General features: G+C 69.4%; 15 protein-coding genes. 7 read left to right on the top strand and 8 right to left on the bottom strand.

What is annotated here, in order from left to right; translation table 11 throughout:
- The first annotated feature begins 24 nt into the window (after nucleotides 1–24).
- From OG900_01690 to OG900_01660, 7 genes are all read left to right on the top strand, one after another.
- Nucleotides 25–1,509, top strand: coding sequence for a lanthionine synthetase (locus OG900_01690; GenBank protein WUH88967.1), 1,485 nt, complete (start codon nucleotides 25–27; stop codon nucleotides 1,507–1,509).
- Between the two features lie 132 nt (nucleotides 1,510–1,641).
- A complete protein-coding gene (locus OG900_01685) occupies nucleotides 1,642–2,019 on the top strand; it encodes a hypothetical protein (GenBank protein ID WUH88966.1) in 378 nt (125 codons plus the stop codon).
- 868 nt (nucleotides 2,020–2,887) lie between these two features.
- On the top strand, nucleotides 2,888–6,580 hold the full coding sequence (locus OG900_01680; GenBank protein ID WUH88965.1) for a S8 family serine peptidase: 3,693 nt from the start codon (nucleotides 2,888–2,890) through the stop codon (nucleotides 6,578–6,580).
- 245 nt (nucleotides 6,581–6,825) lie between these two features.
- Nucleotides 6,826–7,191, top strand: coding sequence for a DUF1330 domain-containing protein (locus tag OG900_01675; GenBank protein ID WUH88964.1), 366 nt, complete (start codon nucleotides 6,826–6,828; stop codon nucleotides 7,189–7,191).
- Between the two features lie 99 nt (nucleotides 7,192–7,290).
- Entirely contained in the window at nucleotides 7,291–7,896 is a 606-nt protein-coding gene (locus tag OG900_01670; GenBank protein ID WUH88963.1) for a TetR family transcriptional regulator, read from the top strand.
- Nucleotides 7,897–7,978: 82 nt separating this feature from the next.
- A complete protein-coding gene (locus tag OG900_01665; GenBank protein WUH88962.1) occupies nucleotides 7,979–8,953 on the top strand; it encodes a sigma-70 family RNA polymerase sigma factor in 975 nt (324 codons plus the stop codon).
- Nucleotides 8,954–9,043: 90 nt separating this feature from the next.
- Nucleotides 9,044–9,943 carry an alpha/beta hydrolase gene (locus tag OG900_01660; GenBank protein WUH88961.1) on the top strand — a complete coding sequence of 300 codons (900 nt, stop codon included), beginning with the start codon at nucleotides 9,044–9,046 and terminating at the stop codon, nucleotides 9,941–9,943.
- Between the two features lie 91 nt (nucleotides 9,944–10,034).
- On the opposite strand, the gene OG900_01655 is transcribed toward OG900_01660, so the two are convergent.
- From OG900_01655 to OG900_01620, 8 genes are all read right to left on the bottom strand, one after another.
- Nucleotides 10,035–12,404 carry a SpoIIE family protein phosphatase gene (locus OG900_01655; protein ID WUH88960.1) on the bottom strand — a complete coding sequence of 790 codons (2,370 nt, stop codon included), beginning with the start codon at nucleotides 12,402–12,404 and terminating at the stop codon, nucleotides 10,035–10,037.
- A 248-nt stretch (nucleotides 12,405–12,652) separates the two neighbouring features.
- Complete coding sequence (locus tag OG900_01650; GenBank protein ID WUH88959.1) at nucleotides 12,653–14,587, bottom strand: cellulose binding domain-containing protein; 1,935 nt, start codon at nucleotides 14,585–14,587, stop codon at nucleotides 12,653–12,655.
- A gap of 12 nt (nucleotides 14,588–14,599) precedes the next feature.
- Nucleotides 14,600–15,715 carry a GDSL-type esterase/lipase family protein gene (locus OG900_01645; GenBank protein ID WUH88958.1) on the bottom strand — a complete coding sequence of 372 codons (1,116 nt, stop codon included), beginning with the start codon at nucleotides 15,713–15,715 and terminating at the stop codon, nucleotides 14,600–14,602.
- A 213-nt stretch (nucleotides 15,716–15,928) separates the two neighbouring features.
- The gene (locus OG900_01640) at nucleotides 15,929–17,389 is read right to left on the bottom strand and encodes a cellulose binding domain-containing protein (GenBank protein ID WUH88957.1); all 1,461 of its coding nucleotides are present in this window, start codon (nucleotides 17,387–17,389) and stop codon (nucleotides 15,929–15,931) included.
- Between the two features lie 145 nt (nucleotides 17,390–17,534).
- Nucleotides 17,535–19,340, bottom strand: a complete 1,806-nt coding sequence (locus tag OG900_01635; GenBank protein WUH88956.1) for a cellulose binding domain-containing protein — start codon at nucleotides 19,338–19,340, stop codon at nucleotides 17,535–17,537.
- 1,163 nt (nucleotides 19,341–20,503) lie between these two features.
- Nucleotides 20,504–22,246 carry a trehalase family glycosidase gene (locus OG900_01630; GenBank protein ID WUH88955.1) on the bottom strand — a complete coding sequence of 581 codons (1,743 nt, stop codon included), beginning with the start codon at nucleotides 22,244–22,246 and terminating at the stop codon, nucleotides 20,504–20,506.
- 67 nt (nucleotides 22,247–22,313) lie between these two features.
- Nucleotides 22,314–23,075, bottom strand: a complete 762-nt coding sequence (locus tag OG900_01625; protein ID WUH95582.1) for a carbohydrate ABC transporter permease — start codon at nucleotides 23,073–23,075, stop codon at nucleotides 22,314–22,316.
- A gap of 125 nt (nucleotides 23,076–23,200) precedes the next feature.
- On the bottom strand, nucleotides 23,201–24,193 hold the full coding sequence (locus OG900_01620; protein ID WUH88954.1) for a sugar ABC transporter permease: 993 nt from the start codon (nucleotides 24,191–24,193) through the stop codon (nucleotides 23,201–23,203).
- Between the last annotated feature and the right edge of the window lie 8 nt (nucleotides 24,194–24,201).

Here is a 24,201-nt window from a genome sequence, read left to right as displayed (position 1 = left end):
GCCGGCGGCTTGTAGCGTGGTCGGATGGCGAGCGGTGAGGTGTACCGGGAAACGGCCGAGGCCGCGTGGTCGTGGGTGCTTGACCAGGTGCGCGAGGACGAAGGTCCGTGGCTGCCGGGGACGGTGCCGGACGAGGACGGTGCCCCGGCACCGGCCGCGGACCGCGACTCGCTGTACGCGGGGATCGCCGGCCTGGCCCCCGTGCTGGCCGAGATCGCACAGTACCGGGAGCTGAACGGGAGAGAACGGGCTCTGGCCGCGGGGATCGTGAGCAGGCTGGCCATGGCGTCCGGGAGCACGACGGAGCCGTCGTTGTACGACGGCCTCGCGGGTTACGCGACGGCTTTGAGGCTGCTCGCGTCGGGGGAGGAAGCGGTGCCGCTGCGGCGGCTGGCCGAACTGGCGACCGCCGACGGCTGGAAGAGCACGCTCGGGTTCGAGAAGGATTCCGACGCGCCGCTGAACGACATCATCGGGGGGACCGCAGGCGTCGTCCTGACCGCGGTCTGGGCGAAGAGCGAGTTCAGCGAGGTGATCGCCGCGGTCGGCGGCGAGGCGCTGCTGCGGGCCGCGGACCGTACCCCGGCGGGCCTGGACTGGGGGATGGCGCCGCGGTCACAGTCGCGGATGCCGAACTACTCCCATGGGACCGCCGGGACGGCGACCGCGCTGGCCATCGCGGGTGCCGCCCTGGACCGGGAGGACTTCGTCGAAGCCGCGGCGCGGGGAGCCCGGCACCTGCTGTCGCTCGGTTCGTCGGCGGACGGCGGATTCGTCGTCCCGCACACCCTGCCACCGTCGAGCCGGGAGGTGGAGCCGGTGACGTACACCTGGTGCCACGGTCCGGCGGGCACCTCGCACTTGTTCACGGCACTCGCCCACGCGGGGGTGACCGAGGTGGCGGGTCTCGACGTGGGGGAGTTGCGGCAGCGCTGCCTGACGTCGATTCTCACCTCCGGGCTGCCGGAGCGCCTGCGTCCGGGTTTCTGGGACAACGACGGCCGCTGCTGCGGAACAGCGGGCGTCGGGGACGTCCTCCTGGACGCGGCTCAGGACTGCCTTGACCCGGAGCCCAGGCAGATCCTGGAACAAGGGGCGCGCACCATGGGCGACGCCCTGGTGGAGCGGGCGATCACCGACACCTCAGGCGTCTACTGGCGCTTCCTGGAACACCGCAAGGACCCGCCCCTGCTGCCCCCGGGCACCGCATGGATGCAGGGTGCGTCAGGCATCGCGGCCTACCTCCTGCGCCTCGCCCGGTTCGACGAGACCGGCCCCGACGCCCCCGTCGTCGACCGCCCGGACCAGTGGTGGGCGCTGCCCGCGCACCTGCGCACCTGGCCCGCCGGGCCCCTGGGCGGTACGTCCTCACCGTTGATCTCGCCGGGGCTCGCAAGCGGTGGATCACGCGCCGGCAGGCGCCCCTCGACGCGTTCCAGTTCGCCTTCGAATTCCGACGCATTCCGGCCGGCAGCTGAAACCGATAACCAAGATCAGCCGTTGTTCTGACACATCCGTTTCGGACAGGCTGCCGACTGCGGTGCCGTTGTCGAGAAAGCTTTTCTTGACGGGACAACAGGGCGATGTCAACTTGATGTCTGTACGGACACTGCGACGTGATATCTGACTGGAAGGCGACCCATGCGCAACCACACGTTACGACGCATCGCCATGACCGCGGTGCTGTTGGCGGCATCGAGCCTGGCAGCGCTCACCCCGACCGAAGCCGCGACCCGTGGCGGTTCACTGCACAACTGCCCGTACGGAGACTTCTGCGTCTACGCACAAGGCCAGAACCCCCCGGTCAGCCCGGTGCTGGGCGGATTCTACTCGGGCTACGGCACCCATTACCTGACCAACCAGACCGGGTACCACTGGCTCATCAACAACCAGGTCAGCGGCGCCACGGCCGTGATATGCAGGGACTACAACGCGAACTGCGTCCTCACGCTCAACTCGGGACAATCCGCTTATTACCCCCTGGATTTGATCAACTTCGTGGAATTGAATCAGCCTTAGTCTGCCGTTCAAGTGCGCCACGGGCGTGGGGGCGAGGTTGATGGAGGTGCAGCGCCGCATGATGCGGCGCTGTGCGGGAGATGAAGGTTCTGCGGCTTTCTCGGCCGCCTGCTCGGTCCTGGCTCCGGCCTCGGACCATCGGCTTCCCCCTCCCCTGCGGGGCCGCGCCGCAGGAGCCGGATCGGCCTTGCCGGGCGACGCGCGGACGCCTCCCGCGCCGCCGGCCGCCGTGTCCACCTGCTGATCGCGCTGTGGGGCGACAGCATCGTCCCGGTCGATCGCGAGAACGACAAAGCCCTGCTCACGACCCGCGAGCCATGGGCTCGTCGTGGTCTCGGCAGGTAAATTTCTCAAGTCCGTTCGGTTGCATGCCGGTTCCCGCTGACAGCAAGTGAGACAGCCGAACCCTCAGCCGTCGAGGCTCCCCTGAGGATGTGCGGGAGGGCTGCGGCTTGTGTGCGAGGTGATCACAACCTGCACAGCCGTGACGAAAAGGGACGGTGTCCCTGACGCTACTTCCGGAACAATCGGACATCGGGGGTGACCTGCCCAGGTGGGCCAGTGGTCGGGGCGTGGCGTCTCCGGCTGGGCCATCTTCCGGAAACAACGTCGACTACGTGTCAACTTGGTGTGAATTTAGCCAACTCAAGGCCAGTACATTACTCCGCGCAGGGCTGATCGTTCAGCGTTCATCAACTCCGGAGTCACTGTGAGGCTTTCCCATGCCCGAAGACACGCGATGTGTGCGGGCGTCGTCCTTCTCGTCGCTCTAGCGCCACCTCTCACGGCCCACAGTGCTGCTGCACTTACGCAATCGCCCACAGCGCCGACGGCCGCGAGCGACAGCACGCCCCACGCACCGGCCACGGTGACACTGATCACCGGCGACACGGTGACGGTGACTCCGGGAGCCGCCGGGACGGCTCCCGAGGTGAGCGTCAAGCGCGCACCGGGTGCGACGGGCTCGGTTCGCGTCTCCACCGAGGGCGCGAGCACCTATGTGTACCCGGACGAGGCCACGGCCTACGTCGCGGCCGGCCGGCTCGACAAGGAGCTCTTCAACGTCACCCAGCTCATATCCCTGGGCTATGACGACAAGCACACCGGTGAACTCCCGCTGATCCTCACCCACACGAAGGATTCAGCCACCCTCGCGGACGGTGCCGCGAAGAGCAGGACCACCCAGGAGCCCGACGCGGCGCTTCCGGGCACCGAGACCACGCTGAGCCTTCCCGCCGTCCACGGCGAAGCGGTCCGTACCCACCGGTCGAAGGCTGCCGCCTTCTGGTCGGCGCTCACCGGTCCGGCCCGGCACCAGGTCAAGCCGTCGACGGACCGGGACAGCGGCACACCGGACACCGCGGTGGCGCCCCCCTTCGCCGCAGGCGTCGACCAGGTCTGGCTCGACGGCAAGGCGAAGGCCACCCTCGCCGACTCCACGGCGCAGATCGGTGCCCCCGCTGTCTGGGCTGCCGGAGGCACCGGCGCCGGGGTCCGCGTCGCCGTCCTGGACACGGGCATCGACGCCGAGCATCCCGACTTCGCGAAGCGCATCGTGGCGTCCCGGAGTTTCATCCCGGGCGAGAGCACCGCTGACGTGGAAGGGCACGGCACCCACACCGCTTCCACCGTCGCGGGGACCGGCGCCGCGTCCGGCGGCACGGAACGGGGCGTCGCCCCCGAGGCCGATCTGCTGGTGGGCAAGGTCCTCAACAACCAGGGGTACGGGCAGGACTCCTGGATCATCGCAGGCATGGAGTGGGCGGCACGGACCGAGCACGCCAAGGTGATCAGCATGAGTCTCGGCGACTCGACCCGGCACGGCCAGAACGATCCGGTCAGCCAGGCACTGAACAAGCTGAGCGCCGAGACCGGAGCGCTCTTCGTCGTCGCCGCGGGCAACGGAGGCCCCGACGCCTACACCCTGGGCGCGCCGGGGACCGCGGACGCCGCGCTCACCGTCGGTGCGGTGGACCAGTCCGACAAGCTCGCCGCGTTCTCCAGCGCCGGGCCGCGTCTGCTCGACGACGCCCTCAAGCCCGACATCACCGCGCCCGGTGTGGGTGTGCTGGCGGCGCGTTCGCACTACCTCAACGACGGGAGCGAGGACTACTACAGGTCCCTCGACGGCACCTCCATGGCGACGCCGCACGTCGCCGGGGCCGCTGCTCTGCTGGCGCAGAAGCATCCCGAGTGGACCGCGCAGGACATCAAGAACACCTTGATGAGCACCAGCACGCGGACCCCCGACTACACCCCCTACCAGGCCGGCAGCGGCCGGGTGCAGCTGCCCGCCGCCTACGACGCCGAGGCCTTCGCCACCGGTGCGGTGGACGCGGGGCTCGTCTCCTGGTCGCCGAAGGCTGACCGCCGGCCGATCTCGCGCGAGATCACCTACACCAACGTCACGGGCAGCCCTCTCGGGCTGGATCTCTCCGTCGACGCGGGCAGCTCTCCCGCGACGGCCTTCGCGCTGGGCGCCGGCCACGTCACCGTGCCGGCGCACGGGACCGCGCGGACCGAGCTGGTGGTGGACCCGGAGGGGCTCGCCCCGGGTCAGTACTCCGCACAGGTCGTGGCGAGCGGCCGCGGTCTGGCCGGCCGCGTCACCCTGCACACGGTCGCGGGCGTCTCCGTCGAGCCCCAGAAGCGCAACCTCACCATCAAACTGAAGGACCGTTCGGGCCGGCCGATGAGCGGTGGGGTTCTGATCACGGGTGACAACGGTGTCGACTCCAGTGTGTATGTACCCGAGGACGGGACGCTCACCAGCCGCTGGATCCCCGGCACGTACACCCTCCGCAGCTATGCGGACGTGCGGGGCCTGCACGGGCCGCACTCGCTGGGGGAGGCCGTGCTCATCGATCCGGAGGTCGATCTGACGTCCGACCGGACGGTGGTGCTCGACGCCTCGCAGGCCCGCCAGGTGAAGGTGGCGACACCCGAGCCGACCGCCGTCGTCCAGAGCAGGGTCGACGTCTGGCGCTCCTTCACCTCGACCGAGCCCGACCCGGCCGCCGAGGACATGTTCGACGCGGTGTTCCCCCCTGTCGCCTACGACAGCCTGTGGGCTCTGCCGACCAAGGGCAAGGTGAAGAAGGGCAGTTTCGCCTTCGGCACCAGGCTCCGCGCGGTTCAGGCGCCACTGGCGGTGTCGTACGGCGGACAACACCTCGATGACGCGGTGCTGCAACCCGGCACCGAGGCGCTGCCTGACGGCACCTCCCACCTGGACGCCGTCTTCGCCGGAGACGGTTCGCGGGCCGCCTACGCCGGTCTGTCCGCACGCGGCAAGGCCGTGGTCGTGCGCCTCGGCGACGTGGTCTCCACGGACCAGGAAGCGGCGGCCGCGGAGGCCGGCGCCGCGATGCTCGTGGTCGTCAACAAGGAATCCGGCCGCCTGGGCGACATGTGGTACGGCAAGCCGGACTTCAGGACGACCGGGCCGGTCCCGGTCGCGTCGGTGACCCTGGACGAGGGCGAGGAGCTGATCAAGGAGCTTTCCAAGGTCGGCAAGAAGCAGGTGAAACTGGCGGTGGAGGTTCATGCCACGCCCGCTTACCTGTACGACCTGGCCGATTACCACATCGGCGCGGTGCCCGAGGATCCCTCCGCCGACACCGATTCCCGCGACCTCGCCCGGATCGGTCTCGACTTCAGGGCGGCCCCCGGCCAGGCCGGCGTCGAGAAGCGGAACGACTATCCCCCCTACCGGTGGCCGGGCGAGTCCGGGCTTCAGTGGGCGGGCGCCGTGAACCTTCCGTTCCCGGCGTTGCCTGTCGCCCCGGGGACGCGCACCGACTGGGTCTCCACCAACGGTGTCCGGTGGCAGGAGTTCGGCGCGGTGGACTCGTACACGACGCACACCGACACGGTGACCTACAAGCCGGGCAGCGAGCAGGAGGACCGTTGGTTCGGTCCCGTCACCCGGCCGCGCCTGCTCAGCGACGACCTTCTGCACCGCTTCCCGGAAGGGACGCTCTTCGCCGACATCGACGGGGGCGGTGACGCGGGATCCGCGCACAACGGCACGGCCAGGCAGATGACCTCGTTGTACCAGGGCGACCGGGAGCTGACCGAGACCCCCTTCCCCAGCGTCGGCGCCAGCGACCTGGCACCGGAGAGGCTTCCGTACCGGCTGGTCGTCGACACCACCGGCGACCTGGGAGGCGGCCCCTACTCCTCCACCACCCACACCGAGTGGCGGTTCACCTCCGGCGCGGTCACCGAACCGCAGCCGATCCCCCTGGCCCAGCTGGACTACGAGACGGACCTCGACCTTCAGGGCCGGGCGAAGCACAGGACGGACATCGCCATCAGGCCCACGGTGGTCGGCGAATCCTCCGCGAAGGACACGGTCTCCTCGGTCCTGCTCGACGTCTCCTACGACGACGGGAAGACCTGGCACCCGCAGAAACTGAAGGAGAAGAAGGGAACCTGGCAGGCGTCGCTGACCGCGCCGTCCGCAGCGCAGTACGTCTCGCTCCGGGTCACCGCCGGGCAGCGGAGTGGCGGCGGCGTCACTCAGACCATCACCCGGGCCTTCGGTCTCACACCGTGAGCAAGCCGAGGTGAGACCGAACTGAGGGGCCCGTCGGCTGGACCCCGGGGGAGGGGCTGCACGCCCCTCCCCCTTCCTCCCCGACGCCAGGAGGCCGGCAGAGTCGGCCGGCCGCCACTCAAACGCGACGGTGGCGTGGCAGCGGAGCAGCGGACGAGGGGGCAGCTGGCGGAAAATGGATGACACGTATAATCTTAAAGAGCGTGGAGGGACCCCCGACCGAGCAGCTCCGTGAAGGGACCGACATGAGCACATACCTGATCAACCACCTCCGCATCCCCGGCGGCGTCCCGAACGAGGCGGGGCTGTCCTACCTCGAACAGGTCGAGGCCACGGTGCAGCCCTACGGCGGCAGGTGGCTTGCCAACGGCGAGGCCGATGTCGTGGAAGGGGCGTGGCCGGGCCTGGTCGTCCTCATGGAGTTCCCCGACCGTGCCGCCGCCGACGCCTGGTACAACTCGCCGGAATACCAGGCGATCCGGCCCCTGCGCGTCAACAGTTCGATCGCCGACCTCGTGCTGATCGACAGCCTCCCCGAGGGCTATACGGTGCGGGGATTCGCCCAGCAGGTCAGGGCTGCCGTCCAGGCGGCATCCGGGTCCCGGGACTGAGCAACGGGAAGAGCAGGCCTTACCATCGCGGACACCGGCCACCAGCCTCGCGGCGGTACCCGTATGCCAGGTGACCGTCGGGGCTACGAAGGGTGAGTGATGGGCCGCGTCTCACAAGCGGAAGCGAAGGCCAACCGGGAGCGGGTGGTGGAGGCCGCCTCCCGCCTGATACGGGAGAGGGGCGTCGCCGAGGTCGGCATCGTCGATGTGATGCAGTCGATCGGCCTCACCCAGGGCGGCTTCTACAAGCAGTTCGCCTCGAAGTCCGCGCTCGTCGACGAGGCGATCGCCAAGGGCCTTGCCGACAACATCCGGGATCTGGTGTCCTTGGACGAGGTCGCCGGCGACCACGGAGCGGCATGGAGGTCGCTGGTCGAGTCCTACCTCTCCGTCGAGCACCGTGACGACCCCGGCGGCGGCTGCCCCACCGCCGGCTTCGCCGGCGACACCGCGCGCCACCCCGAGCACAGGGGGACCTACGCCGCGGGCGTCGAGGAGATGGCGGCGTGGATAGCGCCCGGGAACGCGGGGCTGGCGGCCCTGGCCACCCTCGTGGGCGGCATACTGCTTGCCCGAGCCACGTCGGGGACGGGGCTGTCGACCCGGATCCTCACCGCGGTGGGAGAAGCCGCGACGAAGCCCGCCGGAGGACCATCCGCCGACGACGCGCACGCGGCCGCCGCGAGCCCGCCCGGCGCCGTATGAGAGCGCGGCCGGAACCGCGCTCGCACACGCCGCGGCCGAGCGGCTCCGCCCGCGGCACGACCGAACGAGGTGATCCGCCCTGATGTTCCCGCCTTACGCAACCGCCCAGGCCGGCGACCCGACCGACGCGCAGCTCCTGAGCATCGCGCGTGACGGCGAGGTCGCCGCGGTCGGCGCGCTGATCGAGCGCCACCGGGCCGGTATGCACGCCGTGGCGCTGAGCCTGCTGGGCAACCGGCCCGACACGGAGGACGCGGTCCAGGAGGCGTCGCTCATCGCCCTGCGGCACGTCGCCGACGTGCGGCAGCCGGAATCCGTGGGTGCGTGGCTGCGCATGGTCGTGCGCAACGTCTGCCGCTCCCGGCTGCGCTCGGCTCCACCGACGACACCGCTCCCGGACCTGGCCGTGGCCGTGGCCGAGACGGATCCCGAGAAGGTCGTCGACCGGCACTGGACACGCGACTGGATATGGCAGGCGATCGACGAACTGTCCCCTGCTCTGCGCATGACCGTGATGCTCAGGCATTTCAGTCCCCGGACCCCCTCCTACGAGCAGATCGCCGCCTTGTGCGGAATACCGGTCGGGACGGTGCGCAGCAGGCTCGCAGAGGCCCGGCGGAAGCTGGCCCAGTCGATGGCGGCGACCGCGGACTCGGCGCATGCCGACGCCCGCGCGCTGGCCAGGGCGACCGCCCGGGACGCGGCAGCGACGCTGGCCGCGGCCGAGGAGGGACGTTTCGCGGAACTGGTGGCCGAGCGGTGGACGCCGGACGCCGGCTACTACGTGGGGCGGCAGCGGGTGGGCGACCGGGGCTTCCTCGTCCGCGGCATGGCCGGCGACCTCGAAGCGGGGGTGCGCCAGCGCTTCGTCGGTGCCGTCACCAGCCGGGACACGACGATCTGGGAGATGGAGCTGGTGAATCCGCCGGACAGGCCGGGGCACTGCCCGCCGGCCGTCGCGTGGCTCATGTCCATGAAGGACGGGCGGATGCACCAGCTGCGGCTCTTCCACGCCCCCGGCGGCGGAAGTCCGGACGCCGGGACACCGGCCGCGTGACTGTGGCGCGCGTCACCTCCCGGTGATCGAACTTCCCCGGATCCGCTTCGTCTTGTGGGTGTGAACAGCACTACCCACAAGGGAGAACCGATGAAGAGCGATCGGCGCGAAAACCTGCTGTCGCCGGGTGCCCACGAGGTCGAGGTGGATGACCTGGGCCAGCGCTACCACGTGTACGGCTCCGGTCCGGTCTGCCTTGCCGTGCCCGGCGGGCCGGGCGTGAGCTGGGAGTCCTTGCGCGCGCCGGCGCTCGAGACGTTCCTGACCATGGTGTACGTCGAGCCGCTGGGCTCCGGCGGTTCGCAGCGCCTTCCGACGCACCCCCACGGTTACACCCGAGCCCGTTACACCCGCAGCCTGGTGGGCCTGCTCGACCGGCTCTCGCTGCGCCGCGTCTTTCTCCTCGGCCACTCGCACGGCGGTTTCGTAGCCCAGCACACGGCGCTGCACCACCCGGACCGCGTGCGGGGCCTGGTGCTGTACGAGAGCGCCCCGGTGACGGGCCCCGAGCACATGGCGGAGGCCGCCGCCAAGGTCGCGGAGTTCGTCGACCGCAACCAGGACCGGCCCGGCCTGCCCGAGGCCCTCGCCGGGCTGCAGGCGGCTGGGAGCGCCACCGACGACGAGCGGATCACAGCGGCGCTGCGCGCCCTCCTGCCGGTCTACCTCGCGCACTACTGGGACCGCGAGGAGACGTTCCGCGAGCTGCGCGAGACGATCACCTGCACGTACATTTCCTCCCTCGGCGAGGACGGGGAGCCCGACCTCATCGACGACCGGGCCGCCCTCCCGGCGCTCGCGGTGCCGACTCTGGTCGTCGCCGGACGGTACGACGTGATCTGCGGGCCGCGATGGGCGGAGGAACTCCACGCGCTCATCCCCGGATCCCGGATGGTCCTGCTCGAGGACAGCGGGCACCTCGGCCATCTGGAAGAGCCGGAGGAGTTCGCAGCCGCAGTGAGCGCCTTCGTCCACACCACCCCCGCCTGAGCCGAGGGTGAGGCGGCCGGGCGCAGGGTGGCGTCCGGCACCGCTGTGCGGTGCCGGACGGTCCCCATCCGGTCCGGGCCGCCTCTCTCGCTCACCCCTGAACGGGCAGGTCCTGTTCGGTCCATATCGTCTTTCCGCGCTCTGTGTACCGCGTGCCCCAGCGTTGCGTCAGCTCTGCCGTCATGAACAGGCCACGCCCGCCCTCATCGCTGATCGCTGCGTGACGAAGGTGCGGGGCGATCGTGCTTCCGTCGGATACTTCGCAGATCAGGGCTTCGTCGCGGAGGAGACGCAACGTGATGGGGTCCTTCCCGTGCCGGATCGCATTGGTGACGAGTTCACTCGTGATCAATTGGGACGGGAAATTGAGCTCGTCGATATGCCAGGCGGTGAGCTGCCGGTCCACGAGGGTGCGCGCCGTCGCGACGACGGCGGGATCGCTCGGCAGGTCCCATGTGGCGACCTGGTCCTCGCCGAGGATATGGGTCCGGGCCAGCAGGAGGGTCGCATCGCGGTCCGGGTGCTCGGGCAGCAGTGCGCCGATGGCCTTGTCGCCGAGAATCTGCAGGGTCCGTGTGCCCGGGGACGAAACGAGCGCGGCCATCAGGCCCAGGAACTCGTCGACGCCGGACGATGCCAGTAGGCCGGGCGTATAGAGACCCAGCGTGCTGCCGCGTGAGACGTCCACCGTGACAGTGCCGAACTCGGTGTGCCCACTCCCCAGCCGGCCACCCACCGGGACTTCGGTCGTCCACGGCTCCCCGTCGGGCGGTGCCACGGCGGGGACCGGATGCCCCGCGCTGGACAGCGTCAACTGACCCGACGTCGGATCGTAGATCGCGTACAGGCAAGTGGCCCCTGCCAAGGCTCCGTCGAGCTGATCGGTCTCGCCGTGCGGTCCTGAGCCGCGCTCCAGCGTGATGCGGCTCACGAGCGCGTCGAGTCTGGCGAGCACTTCGTCGGGGCTGAGGTCGAGCGCGGCCAACGCGTGCACGACAGTGCGCAGTCGCCCCATGGCGGCAGCCGCGTACAGACCCGCGCCTTTCAGGGAACCGACAACCAGCGCGACACGGGCACCCGAGACGGGGATGACATCCATCCAGTCCGTGCCGGCCCCGGCGGCGACCACCCGGTGGGCGGTCTCCACCGCGCTTTGACGAGGCAACCGACTCGGGAGCAGGTCGAGTTGCAGGGCCCGAGCGATGGTGTGCTCCTGGGTGTACCGACGGGCGTTGTCGATCGCGAGGGCCGCACGCGTCGCGAGTTCGTTCGCGGTGAGGATGTCGCCTTCGTCGAATGCGCGGCCGTACCGGTAGAAGGCCAACACACCGAGCTTGACCCCGCGGGCGCACAGGGGCACGACGAGGTTCCTTCGTATCGTCCCGCCGACAGGATCCCCTTGCGGAGGCCCTTCGTCCGAGCCGAGTGATGGCGCCAGTTCGGTCAGGCAGTCGACGGCTGACGACGGGAAAGGGAAGACCGCGGCTCCGAGTGGACGGTCGTCGGCGGCTGCCGGGACGCCGGGCGAATACCGCAGGCCGATTCTCCGGAAGTCGGATTCGACGTTCCCGCCCGGATCCGGCTCCCTGCCGTGCAGCACCGAGTCGACCACATCCACCGCTGCCGCGTCCGCGAAGTCAGGCACCACGATGTCGGCCAACTCCTGGCCGGTGCGCATGACGTCGAGTGTGGAGCCCACCGTGCCGCTCGCCCGTGCCAGCAGCGCGAGCCGCTCCTCGGCCAGCCGTCGTGCGGTGATGTCGAACGCTGTGCTGGCGAACCCGATCACGTGGCCCTCGCGATCGTGGAGACGGAAGGCTGACGCCGAGAAGACGTACTCGTGGTCGGGGTCGTCGGGCGGGTAGCCGCGCTTCTCGAAGCCGATCATGGGCTTTCCGGTCGCCAGCAGGTCGGACAGCAGAGGCTCCTGCGAAGCGGCGTTGGACCGAGGCCATATCTCCGAAGGGCGGAGACCGAGGGACTGAGGCGTGAATATCCCCTTCAGGTTCTCCGCCGAGGGGTTGTAACGCCGCAGCCGGAGATCGGGACCGAAGACCGCGAGCCCGATGGGGGATTCCTGGAACAGAGCTTCGAGAGTGGCGTCGTCCACTTCGTGCGCGTCCGAAGCCACCGGGGTGAGGTCCACCGACCAGGCACCACGCTCTCCCGCGGGAGTCGGCCGGATCCGCACCGCGCAGCGAATACCGGCGCCGCCGCTGGAACGGAGGACGGCCTCCGTGCCCGACTGCGGGAGTCCGGCCACTCCACCGTCCCCCCGGTCCCGCGCCACGAAGAACTCGGCGGCAGGTCGCCCCGAAACCGCCGAAGACCGGTAGCCGAGGAGCTTTTCGGCCTGCTCGCTCCAGTGAACGATCCGACCGCGCGCGTCTACCACGATCTCCGCCCCTGCGACCGGTCCAGTTGCGGAGCTTCCCCGGCCGTCCTCCTCGGGGCCGCCCATGCCATCGACTCCCTCCGGCAAGTGGGGGATTTTCTGGCTCCGTTTCCAGTTTGTCAGCAAATCGACGTGACGCAAGAGCTGTCTCACCCCACCGGGTCGCTGGCCAGGCCGTCCCAAGGCCGGCATGTGTCCGGCATTCCTACTGGTCAGAGCCTTATACGGGTGCCCCGGCAGGCTTCGGACCCGCGCACACGGCTGCGGTGCTGTACAGGGTGCCGGGCCGGCGCTCTGTACAGCACCGCTGGTGGTCAGGTGGTGGTGCAGGTGCCGCCGTTGAGTGTGAAGGTGGTCGGGGCGGGGTTGGTGCTGCCCTGGTTGGCGAGGAAGCCCACGCTGACGGAGCCGCCGGCGGGGATGGTGCGGGTGTAGTCCACCGGCGTCACGGTCACGCTGCTGCCGCTCTGTGCGGGGGTGCCGCCCCACATCTGGGTGATGGTCTGGCCGGCGGTGAAGGTGAAGGCCAGGGTCCAGCCGGTGAGTGCGGCGCTGCCGGTGTTGTTGATGACGATCTCGCCCTGGAAGCCGCCGCTCCAGCTTCCCGTGACCTGGTAGCCGATCCCGCAGGTGCCTGTCGAGCCGCCGGTGCTGCTGGTGGTGGCGGTGACGGTGCCGCTGCGGGTGGAGCGGTTGCCGGCCGCGTCGCGTGCGTAGACGGCGAAGGTATAGGCGGTGCCGGCGCTCAGACCGGTGACGGTGGCTCCGGTGGTGGTGGAGGTCGCGGCGGTGGTCTCGGTGCTGCCGCTGACCTGCACCACGTCGTAGCCGGTCACACCCGTGTTGTCGGTGGAGGCTCCCCAGCTCAGAGCGACCGAGGTGGACGTGACCGCGCCGGCGGTGGGGGTGCCGGGTGCGGTGGGCGCGGTGGTGTCCGTTCCCCCGGAGGTGCCTACGGTGACGACGAAGGTGGTGATGCTCTGCGCGGGGAGCGTCGCGGACAGGGTGCCGCCCGACAGGCTGGGCCCGCTCAGGGTCGCGAGGGTCCTGCTGGAGTCCGTGACGTAGGAGGCCAGGCCGGTCGCCGTGGTGTTCGCCAGGGTGAACTGCTGGCTGACCGCGCCGGTCGCCTTGTTCACGGCCACGATGACCACCTTGGAGCCACCGGTGTAGGCCGAGGTGTACACGTTGGTCTGGGGGTTGGAGGTCGCGTTGATGCGCACGTATCCGGGGCGGATGTACTTCGAGAAGTGCGCCATCATGGCGCCCCGCTTGCTGATCTGCCCGTCCTCGCGCATCGGGCCGTAGCTGCGCCGGATGTACCACCACACGTACGCCTGGAATTCGGCGTCCACCATCGCGTGGTGCATGTGTTCCCCGACGCCGAGTGCCGCGGGCCACAAGTCGGCGGAGTCGGTGCTGTTGGGGTAGTAGACCTCGGTCATCCACAGTTCCTTGCCCTGCCCCTTCTGCTGGAACAGGGGGTAGGGGAAGTTCGAGAACGCCGTGCCGTAGAGGTGGGCGCCGAGGATGTCCATGTTGGCGAGGGCTGTGGAGTCGTTGAGGATCGGATCCGACATGCTCTTGATGTACTGGAAGGACTCCGGGGCGATGACCCTGGTGCTGATCGAGCCGGCGTTGTTGCGCAGGAAGGTGACGATCTCGCTCGCGGTCCACCATGTCCACGTCGAGGCGTAGTCGGGCTCGTTCTGGATCGAGATGGCGTACAGATCCACCCCGTTGCTCTTCATGAACGCGGTGAAGTCGTTCAGATGCTGCGCGTAGGCGGCGTACATGTCGTGCCGCAGGCGCTTGGCGTCGGTCTGGCTCCCGTGGGTGAACGTCTCGACCATGCTGGCAGGGGGATTCCACGGCGATGCGAAGACGATCGCCCCGTCGGCCACCGCCCGCTGCGCGGTCGCCACCTCCGCACCCCAGTTCGCCTTGTTCTCGTCGACGTGGATGCGCAGGATCGAGAATCCCAGCTGGCCGGTGCCGTTCCCGAAGGCGGTGTCCCGCTGGGCAGCTGTCAGGTCACCCGCCCAGGCCGGGTGGTTCATACCGCCGAAGCCCCGGATCGTCTGCCGCCGCGCGGACGGGTCGACGACCACGGCCGCCGCCGCGGCTGCCGCACTGGAATGCGGCAACGCGACGGAAAGGACCGGCAGCACCCCCAACGCCACCAGCACAGACCTCCGGCTCGGGGACTTCGGTCCTGCGCTCTTCGATGCGTCCTGCAGTGATGTCATGGCTCTCTCTTCTCAGGCGTTGGTGCAGGTGGGGGTGGGGGTGTTCGGTGTGCCGTTGGCGAGGAAGCCGAAGGTGGTGGAGGCGGCGGGTGCGAGCGAGCCGTTGTAGGTGGCGTTCTTGACGGTTGCGGTTGATCCGCTGGTGGTCAGGGTGCCGTTCCAGACCTGGGTGATGGTCTGTCCGCTGCCGAGGGTCCAACGCACGGTCCAGCCGTTGACGGCGGTGCTGCCGGCGGTGACCTTGACTTCGCCCTGGAAGCCGCCGGACCAGGAGTTCGTGGTGGTGTAGGTGGCCGTGCACCCGGACGTGGTGCCCCCGGTCGTCGTCCCGGACGTGGTGCCCCCGGTCGTCGTCCCGCCGGTGGTCGTCCCGCCGGTGGTGGTGCCCCCGGTCGTGGTGCCGCCGGTGGTCCCGCCGCCGAGCCATCCGGCACTGTCCGCGGTCTGGACGCCCTTGTGGAAGGCGTCGGCCATCTTCCGATAGCCGGTGTCGTTCGGGTGCAGGGTGTCGTAGAGGTCCGAGGTGGTCACCGCGCCCATGTCCACGTAGCCGACATGCTTGCCTGCGGCTTGTTCGCTTTGCACGAGGCCGGGGATGGCCTGGTTGTAGGCGGTGCGGTACCGCTCCTCCGTTCCGCTTGTGGAGACGACGAGCGAGGCGACCAGTACGGTGGCGTTCGGGACGTCGTGGGTGATCTGGTCGACCAGCGATCGGAGCCGTGTGGTGGCGGTGGAGACCTGGTAGTTGCCGTTCAGGTCGTTGGTCCCGATCTCCAGGGTCACCACGTCGGGCTGGTAGCGGGCCAGGGCTGCGTCGGCCAGGGCGGCGATCTGGTCGATGCGGTAGCCGGAGTGCCCTTCGTTGTCGGGATCGGACATGCTGCCACCGCGCAGCGAACCGACGAAGTCGAGAGGGTGGCCGTCGGCTGTGAGTTCGTCGTGCAGCGCGGCACGGTATCCGTTGCCCGTGCTGCTTCCGACTCCCCAGGTGATCGAATCGCCGAGGGGCATCAGTTTCAGAGGGGTCGTGGACGCCGCGGGCGCCGCCGAGACCGGCGTCGACACGATGGCGGGGACGCACAACGCTGCCGTCACGCCGAGCAGGAGAGCGGTCAGAGTTCTTTTCATAGGGCTTCCTCGTCTGCTGGAGAGGGCCGGGCGGTCCTGCCTGTTGTGCGGGGCGGGACCGCCCGGCCATCGGGTGATGCGGATCGCGCTTCATCGCTTGAACGGGTCGGCCGTTGCCGGCCGGATCTCGACGGACTGCTCCCGGAGCTGGGCCTTTGCTGCTTCGGCTCCAGGCCGTGTGTGAGTGCCGGAGCACTCACCCGCGCTTCCGTGTCAGGCGCTGGTGCAGGTGAGGGTGGGGGTGTTCGGTGTGCCGTTGGCGAGGAAGCCGAAGGTGGTTGAGGTAGAGGGTGGGACCGAGCCGTTGTAGGAGGCGTTCTTGACGGTCGCGGTCGATCCGCTGGTGGTCAGGGTGCCGTTCCAGACCTGGGTGATGGTCTGTCCGCTGCCGAGGGTCCAGGTGACCGTCCAGCTGTTGACGGCGGTGCTGCCGGCGGTGACCTTGACTTCGCCCTGGAAGCCGCCGGACCAGGAGTTGGTGGTGCTGTAGGTGGCCGTGCACCCGCTTGAGGTGCCGCCGGTGCTGCCCTGGGTGGACCCGCCCGTGGTCGTCCCGCCCGTCGTGGTGCCGGTGGTCGTCCCGCCGGTGGTGGTGCCCCCGGTGTTCGACCCGTATCCGGCCGCGGTGATGTTGGCCTGGACGGCGTTCTCGGTGGCGTCCGTCGGGTAGCCGGAGGTCATGACGCCTTCGTAGAAGGTGCCCTGGGCGCCCTTGCTGTTGTCGCCGCCGGTGCCGAGGATGATGGCGCCCTGCTTCCTCATCGGGTTGTAGCCCGAGACGTTGGGGCGTACCCCGTCGTAGAAGGTCGACAGGTTCCCCGACTGCGCGTTGCCGCCGCGGATGGCCCAGTGGTTCTGCTTGCCCTTGATGATGGCGGTGGTGTAGCGGTAGTTGATGGTCGGGTCGTTGGAGTTGAGGTGCTGGTTGACGCCGGAGAACAGGCCGTTCTCCAGGTCGGCCATGATCCACGGGCCGTTCCCGGAACCGTAGCCCCAGACCTTGATGTTGCCGAAGTAGATGGCTTCCATCGTGCCGTTGCCGTCGTCGCGGCTGTCGGTCTCGGCGTTGCCGTAGTCGAAGCAGCAGCCGCCGTTGTAGTGGGTGCCGTCGAAGATCGCGTACATGCCCTCGGGGTTGTCACCCGTGGCGATGCCGTTGGTGTGGTTGTTGCGGTAGCCGGTGCCGGGGGCGACGAACACGCCGTACGCCTTGTGCCCGCCCAGCATCGTCGGCGCCGCGGTCGCGTTCGCGAGGTTGTCCGGGCCGCCGGCGGCACTGCCGGCGGGCGCCTGGGTCAGGTTGTTGCTCCGCCCGGACTGGTCGTAGATCACGGTGATCACGCACGAGGTCCCGGAGCAGAAGGAGTCCTGCGAGGCCGCGTCGGCGTAACCACCGGCACTCAGCACCCCGATGTCGCGGGTGCTGTTGTCCGAGGAACGCCTGACCTGGTACAGAGGCCCGTTGTACGACGAGTACAACGCCCGCGTCGTGCTGTGCGCCGCCACGCAGGGCGTGCCACCTGACGCGTAGATGTCGCAGGGCTGGGTATCGGCCGCCTGCGAAGTGGTCGTGCCACCGACGAGCAGTCCGGCCACGAGAGCCACGGCCGCGCAAGCGGCGAGTGCCCATCGTCTGGCGTGGTGTGAGAGCCAGGCAGTTGCTGATGACGACATCAGCGTCCTCCTTGGAGGGTCGTGTGGGGGAGTTGCCGCACGGAGCGGCGCTTGCCGGACATGGCCGGTCGAGGTGACAGGTGGCTCCGCGACAGGCGCCGAGAGCCGCCGGGACATGCTGTGAGCGCTCACATATCGGTACACCTCAGGGGCTGGTGCAGGTGGGGGTGGGGGTGTTCGGTGTGCCGTTGGCGAGGAAGCCGAAGGTGGTGGAGGCGGCGGGTGCGAGCGAGCCGTTGTAGGTGGCGTTCTTGACGGTTGCGGTTGATCCGCTGGTGGTCAGGGTGCCGTTCCAGACCTGGGTGATGGTCTGTCCGCTGCCGAGGGTCCAACGCACGGTCCAGCCGTTGACGGCGGTGCTGCCGGCGGTGACCTTGACTTCGCCCTGGAAGCCGCCGGACCAGGAGTTCGTGGTGGTGTAGGTGGCCGTGCACCCGGACGTGGTGCCCCCGGTCGTCGTCCCGGTGGTGGTGCCGCCGGTCGTCGTACCCGTGGTGGTGCCGGTGGTCGTCCCGGTCGTGGTGCCGCCGGTGGTGGACCCGGTGGTGGTGCCCCCGGTCGTCGTCCCGGTGGTGGTGCCGCCGGTGGTCGTCCCGGTGGCGGGGTGCAGCTGCACGACGACGATCGAGTAGGCCGGTACGGTCTGGGATGCGGCGGTTCCCGTGGCCGCGGAGGTGATCGAGGCGGCGTTCTTGGCGTAGGTGTACACCGTGGGCGTGGACGAGGACGGGGCGAAGCCGCTGAAGGACAGGGACACGGTGGCGGCGTTGTTGGGGTCCTTGTTGATGAGCATGACGTCGACGTCGCCGTTCGACCGCTTCACCGCGTGCGCCGTCAGCAGCGAAGCCGAACTGCCCGTCTGGACCAGCGTGTCACCGGGAGCCCCCAGCTTGGTGATCATCTGGGTGCCGTAGTAGGGCGCGAACGGGGTGTTGAGCGGCGGTTCGCAGGACGCCCCGCTGGAGAGCATCCCGTAGTCGTCGTAGTCCGTGGCGCCCTCGACGGTGGTCACCTTGCTGCAGTCGGTGCCGTTGTGCATGTCCCACCAGTCGAGGGTGAAGGCGCCGTTCTCCATCCAGGTGAGGTATTCGTCCGGGGCGAACAGGCCGTTCGGCGCGGTGTCCTTGTAGGAGGTGGCGTTGGCCTCGGTCACCGCGATGCCCACGTTGGCCGCGTTGGCGCCCGCGTACTGATTGATCAGCGAGTGCAGTGTGCTCGCCATGCCCGGGATCTCGGCCTTCGGCCTGCCCAGCAGGTCTGCCTGGCTGGTCGCGGTCGGATAGTGGTGCACGATGACGAAGTCGATCTTCGAGCCGGCGATGGACAGCACGGTGTGGTTCCAGTCCTGGGTGTCACCGGGGCCGGTGATGCCGTCCGGCCAGCTCCCCGGTGTGGTCAGTACCGCACCGATCTTGACGGTCGGGTCCACGGCTTTCATGGCGGAGGCGTATTGCAGCAGGTTGGTCGCGTAGGTCGTGGCACTGTGGCTGGAGTGTTTGTCGGTCTCCCAGTTGGAGCCGTATTCGCCGTTGCCGTAGACCTCGTTCCCGATCTCCCAGTACTTCGCCCCGTAGCCCTTGGTGACGTTGGCGTACCGCACCCAGTCCGCGGCTTCCTGGGGGGTGCCCGACCCGTAGTCGGCGATGATGATGGGCTGGGCGCCGGCGGCCTTCACCGTGCCCATGTAGGTGTCGAAGTCGGTGTTGGGGGCGACGTAGCCGCCCTCGGTGGTGTTGGTCTGCCAGTGGTAGATGTCGGCGTAGGAGCCACCCGGGTAGCGCACGGTCTTGATGCCTGCGGCGCTGAGCAGTCCGGGGATGGCGGAGCCGTTCATGTTCCCGTCGTAGACCGCGACGTTCGTCCCGACGCCGGTGGTCGGGATCGTCGCGAGCTTCGTTCCGGCGTTGACCGAGACCGACGCGGTGACGGCGGCCGAGGCGCTGGGGATCATCCCCACGCTTGTCCCCAGGAGTGCGAAGGTCCCGGCAGCGGCCAGCAGGACGGGGTGACGGAAAATACGCGCGGATCTGCGCACGGGTCCCTCCGGAATGTCGAGTCGGTGGAGCTTCGAAAGACGGTCGGTCGGGCTCGGACTGCTGTGTCCGGTTCCGAGAGCCCGCATCGGGTGCCTTCGGAGGAAAGGCGATGTCGGATCACTGGCGCTTCGCAGGCGTTCGCTCGTCAGGGCAGGCCGACCTCTGCGCAGCGCGGAGCGGCAGACGCGGTGGCGCAGCTGCCGTCGGCCGCGACGTCGCAGCCGCAGCCGCAGCCGGAGCCGTGCGCATGGTCCGGCTCCGCGGCGACGTGGCGGCGGTCGAGGTCCTGCACATGCCGTGCCGGTGATCGGCCCGGTAGAGCCCGGACACGGTGACGGCAAGAAGCAGTGACGGCGAGAGGCGGTCACGGCGAGCCGTGTCGGTCGACACAGCGGCCGTTCTGCCGGACACCGCAGTCACCGGTGACGCATGGAAGGAGGGTGGCTTCCGTGCGTGTGTGCTCTCAGCCGGGGACGTGCGAGGCCGGCTCGCACGGTGACACCGTCGGCGAGGGTTCCACCGGCGGACACGGGCCGACTCGATATCGCGCGGTGCGATCTCTGGGCGGTCGCGGATCTCGGGTGTTCACGCGGGGTTCTCCTTGCAGTGGGGGGTGGGCAAGGGCGGCGCGAGGGCGGGTGTTAGCGCTAACACGATGCCGCACATGCCTGTCTGCGGTAAACGGGTCAGCTCCGACGACGGCACTTTGCACCCCGGGGTGTGCGGTGTCAACCCTTGCCGCGACAGGCCCCTCAGGTCGCAGGGCCCCCACGGGTCCGCTCCCGAGCGGTTCGGGACGCGGCGGCCTCCTGCGGTGCGGCCCTGGTCAGGCGCACCGCAGGAGGCCGCCGGTGGCAGGAGTCTTGTCGAATCGCCTCCAACTCACTACCGTCTATGGGAGCGCTCCCATAGTCCGCCGTCGCAGGCGATCCTCGCCGGAGACGGGTTGGCACGTATCTGCCGCAGGTCTTACCTGTGGCCCGAATCCGGAGGAGGATCCCGCGGCAGGTGCGGGTGTCAGCCGTAGGCGTCCGATAGCGGCGCTGCTGAACGCTCCCGCGATGTCGGCCCTGGTGTGCTAAAGCGGCGGCGTTGCCCGCGTACGCCGGTGGTGGTCGTCGGCAAGGAGCAGGTAGCTGCCGGCGGTCCAGGTGTAGGCGCGGTCGCGCAGCCCTTCGCCGGTGAGGGCGTCGAAGTTCTCGGCGAAGCCGGATTTCTCGCACAGGGCACGGAATCGTCGGCTGATGTCGTCGGCGAGGTCGGTGTGGCCGCTCCTGCGCAGGCCGTCCTCGATGAGGACGGTGGCCGGCGCCCAGATGGGGCCGCGCCAGTAGCCGTTCGATTCGTAGTGCGGCGAGTCGATGTGCTCGGTGGCCAGGCCGTGCGGCGTCAGGTGCGAGGCGATTCGCTCGGCGAGGCGGTCGCCGATGTCGCGCGGGAGCCGCTCGCCGAGCACGATCGGCATGAGGTCCAGCAGGCTGCGGCTGGTGGACGGGTCAGGGGAGAGGGGAGAGCGGCTGTGGAACCGGTCGCCCGACCACAGGTCCGCGAGCAGCGCGTCCTGGAGGCCGTCCGCCCTGCCCCGGTGCCGGGCGGCGGCCTCGGTGTCCCCGAGGTCGTCGGCCAGCACGGCCAGTTCGGCCAGCTGGAGGACGAGGAAGGCCGCCAGGTCTGCGGTGATCAGCACCCGCCGGTCGTCGAAGGCGGTGGCATTGTCCCAGCCGCTGTCGTTGCCGTGCTGGTAGTGCGGCAGGCTTTCCCCGGGTGCGGTGCGGGCCTGGAGCCAGAAGTCGGTCCACCGCCCGAGGCGCCGGTAGGTCTCGCCCAGCTCGCCGGGCCCCAGCGGGCGGGGGAGGCGTTCGCGCAGCCGTCGCAGTGCCCAGCCGTGGATGGGCGGCTTGACGAAGTTGTACAGCACCTCGGAGTGCGTGATGGAGTCCGGCAGGGCTCCGGTCTCGTCCTGGTGGTCGAACGGGATCTGGAACTGGTCCCACGCGAGATCCGGCAGGCCCGGGGCCAGCGCGAGGGCGTTGAAGCAGTGGTCCCAGCTCCACACCTTGTCCATCCAGTGCTTGGACATCAGGACGGCAGGGCGCCGCAGGAATCCGGCGGGACGCACGGTCGCCGACCACAGGACGTAGGCCGCCAGTTCGGCAGCCGGTGCCGTGGCGGCAGGCAGCGGAGCCACCGCGTCGGCGAACTCGCGGAAGGACCCGGCGTGTGAGACCGCCGCGGCGTCGAAGTCCGCCGGGGCGGTGTAGGGCTGCCGTGCACTGTCGATCTCCTCGATGACGGCTTCCCAGCCCGCCAGGCCGGACAGGACCAGTCGGCGTTCGACGCCGGCAAGCCCCTCCAGTCCTTCCGCGGCGGCGATCACGCCCGTCAGGAGGGTGATGCGGTAGCGGCGGCCCGTCTCGTAGGAGGTGAACTGGTGGGAACCGTCGACGGGGTCGCGGTAGAGGTAGGTGCCGGTGAAGGGCGTCAGCTCCCGGTCCGCGGGCGTGATCGCGAGGCCCAGGTGTTCACCGCGCAACCGGACCGTGTCGGGGCTCTCGTAGACGAGCGAGATCCGGCCGCCGTCGGACTCCCAGTCCAGTGTGGTGGGAGTCGCCTTCCAGACGGTCTCCGCGCGCTCACCGGTGTCCGGATGGAGCGGTAGGAAGCGCAGGACCGCGTGCATGCCGTTCTGGTGGGAGACCAGATGCAGGTCCTCGGCCCGGGTGTGCTGGGAGAGGACCGGCGAGATGTTGAACCATGATCCCTGGCGGCTGAAAGGTATCTCCTGAATCGCGAAGGCGTTGCGGTCCGGGGTGAGGGTCATCGGTGTGAACTCGATCCTTCTCGGATGTGGGCGTTTCAGCCAAGACACGGCGTGGAGAAGCCTGCCGTCAGTCTTTGACGGCTCCGGCCGTGACGCCGGCGGCGACGTACCGCTGGGCGAGGACCAGGATCACGGCGGCCGGCAGTGACGCCACGACCGCGGTGGCCATGATGGCGTTCCACTCCTGGTTGTTGTTGCCGATGTAGTGGTAGATGCCCAGGGTGATGGGCTGGTGGGCGCCGCCGCTGTCCAGGGTGCTGGCGAAGACGAAGTCCGACCAGGACCACAGGAAGGCGAACAGCGACACGGTGATGATCGCGTTGCGGCTCATCGGAAGCACGATGGACCAGAAGACGCGCAGCGATCCGGCGCCGTCCACCCTCGCGGCCTGCAGCAGTTCGGCGGGGATGCCGGACATGAAGGCCGTGAAGATGAGCACGGCGAACGGCACGGCCAGGGTGGAATCGGCGACGATCAGGCCGGGAACCGAGTGCAGGAACCCCAGGCTGAGGTAGATGGCGTAGAAGCCCATCGCCATGATGATCCCGGGGATCATCTGGGCCACGAGCATCAGGAAGCTGACGAGCCCTCCGCCGCGCGGCCGCAGTTTGGCCAGCGCGAAACCGGCCGGTGCGGCGAGGAGGACGGTGACCGCGATGGTGCCCAGTCCGATGGCCAGACTGGTGCCGAGGTAAGGCAGTTGCTGGTCGAGCACCTCGCGGTAGCCCTTGAGCGTGATGTGCCGGGGGAAGAGGTCCGGCGGGGTCTTGCGCATGTCCTGGTCGCGGGTCAGGGAAACGTTGACCATCCAGTACACGGGGAAGAGCATCACGCCGGTGAACAGCAGGCCCAGCGCCGTCCTCCATCCGCCTCCTGCCGTGACGCGCCGGCGGCGTGGCTCACGTCCGGGACGGACGGGACGCTCGGGACGTGCGGCCGTGTCGGCGTGGGCGCTCATGCGCTGACCTCCTGCTTTCGCTGGGCGCGGATGTACACCAGGCCGAAGACGAGGGCGATCACGACGAGAAGGTTGCCCACCGCGGCCCCGGGGCCGAACTCCGGCAGCAGATTGCCGAAGCCGAGCCGGTAGGACCAGGTGGCGAAGGTGGTCGAGGAGTCGCTGGGACCTCCCTTGGTCATGATCCAGATGATGTCGAAGACCTTGAGCGTGTAGACCAGGCCCAGCAGGAGGGTGATCGCGGAGACCGGTCGCAGCAGCGGGAAGGTCACCCGCCAGAAGCGCTGCCAGGCGTTCGCCCCGTCAATGGCCGCAGCCTCGTTCAGCGACGCGGGAATCGCCTGGAGGCCGCTGTAGAGGACGACGAGGTTGAACGGGATCCCGATCCAGATGTTGGCGATGGTCACCGACGCGAGGGACCACGAGGGCGAGGTCAGCCAGTTCACCGGCCCGATCCCCAGCCATCCCAGCGCGGTGTTGGCGATCCCGGACTCGCTGTTGAGCATCCACGACCAGGTGGACGCCGACACGATCAGCGGCAGCAGCCAGGGCACCAGGAACAGCGCGCGCAGCGTGGCCGACAGCCGGAAGTGCTGTGCGAAGAAGACCGCCAGGGCCAGCCCGAGCGCGTACTGGAAGAGGAGGGAGACGCCGGTGAAGAAGACGGTGTGCTCCAGGGCCGGCAGGAAGGTCGGGTCGTCGAGGACCTTGCGGTAGTTCGCCAGGCCGGTGAAGGGTGCGTCGCCCTGCACGAAGGAGCGGACCGTGTAGTCGCGCAGCGACAGGTCGAGGTTCCGGTAGAGCGGGTAGGCGTAGAAGGCCCCGAGGTAGATCACGACGGGAGTCAGAAAGCCCCAGGCGGCCCACTGCTGCGAGCGCGGGCCGTGCCCGCGTGGGCCCGTCGCTCCGGGCGGGGGCGACGGCACGGTGCCGGGTCCCGTTCCGCCGGACCCCGCGGGGGCGTCCGGTATCGGTGCGGTGCTGTTCATCGATGGCG

Source organism: Streptomyces sp. NBC_00433 (genome assembly GCA_036015235.1).
Lineage (GTDB): Bacteria > Actinomycetota > Actinomycetes > Streptomycetales > Streptomycetaceae > Actinacidiphila.
Note: the sequence above shows the minus strand (reverse complement) of the source record. Positions and strands in the feature narration are given on the sequence as shown.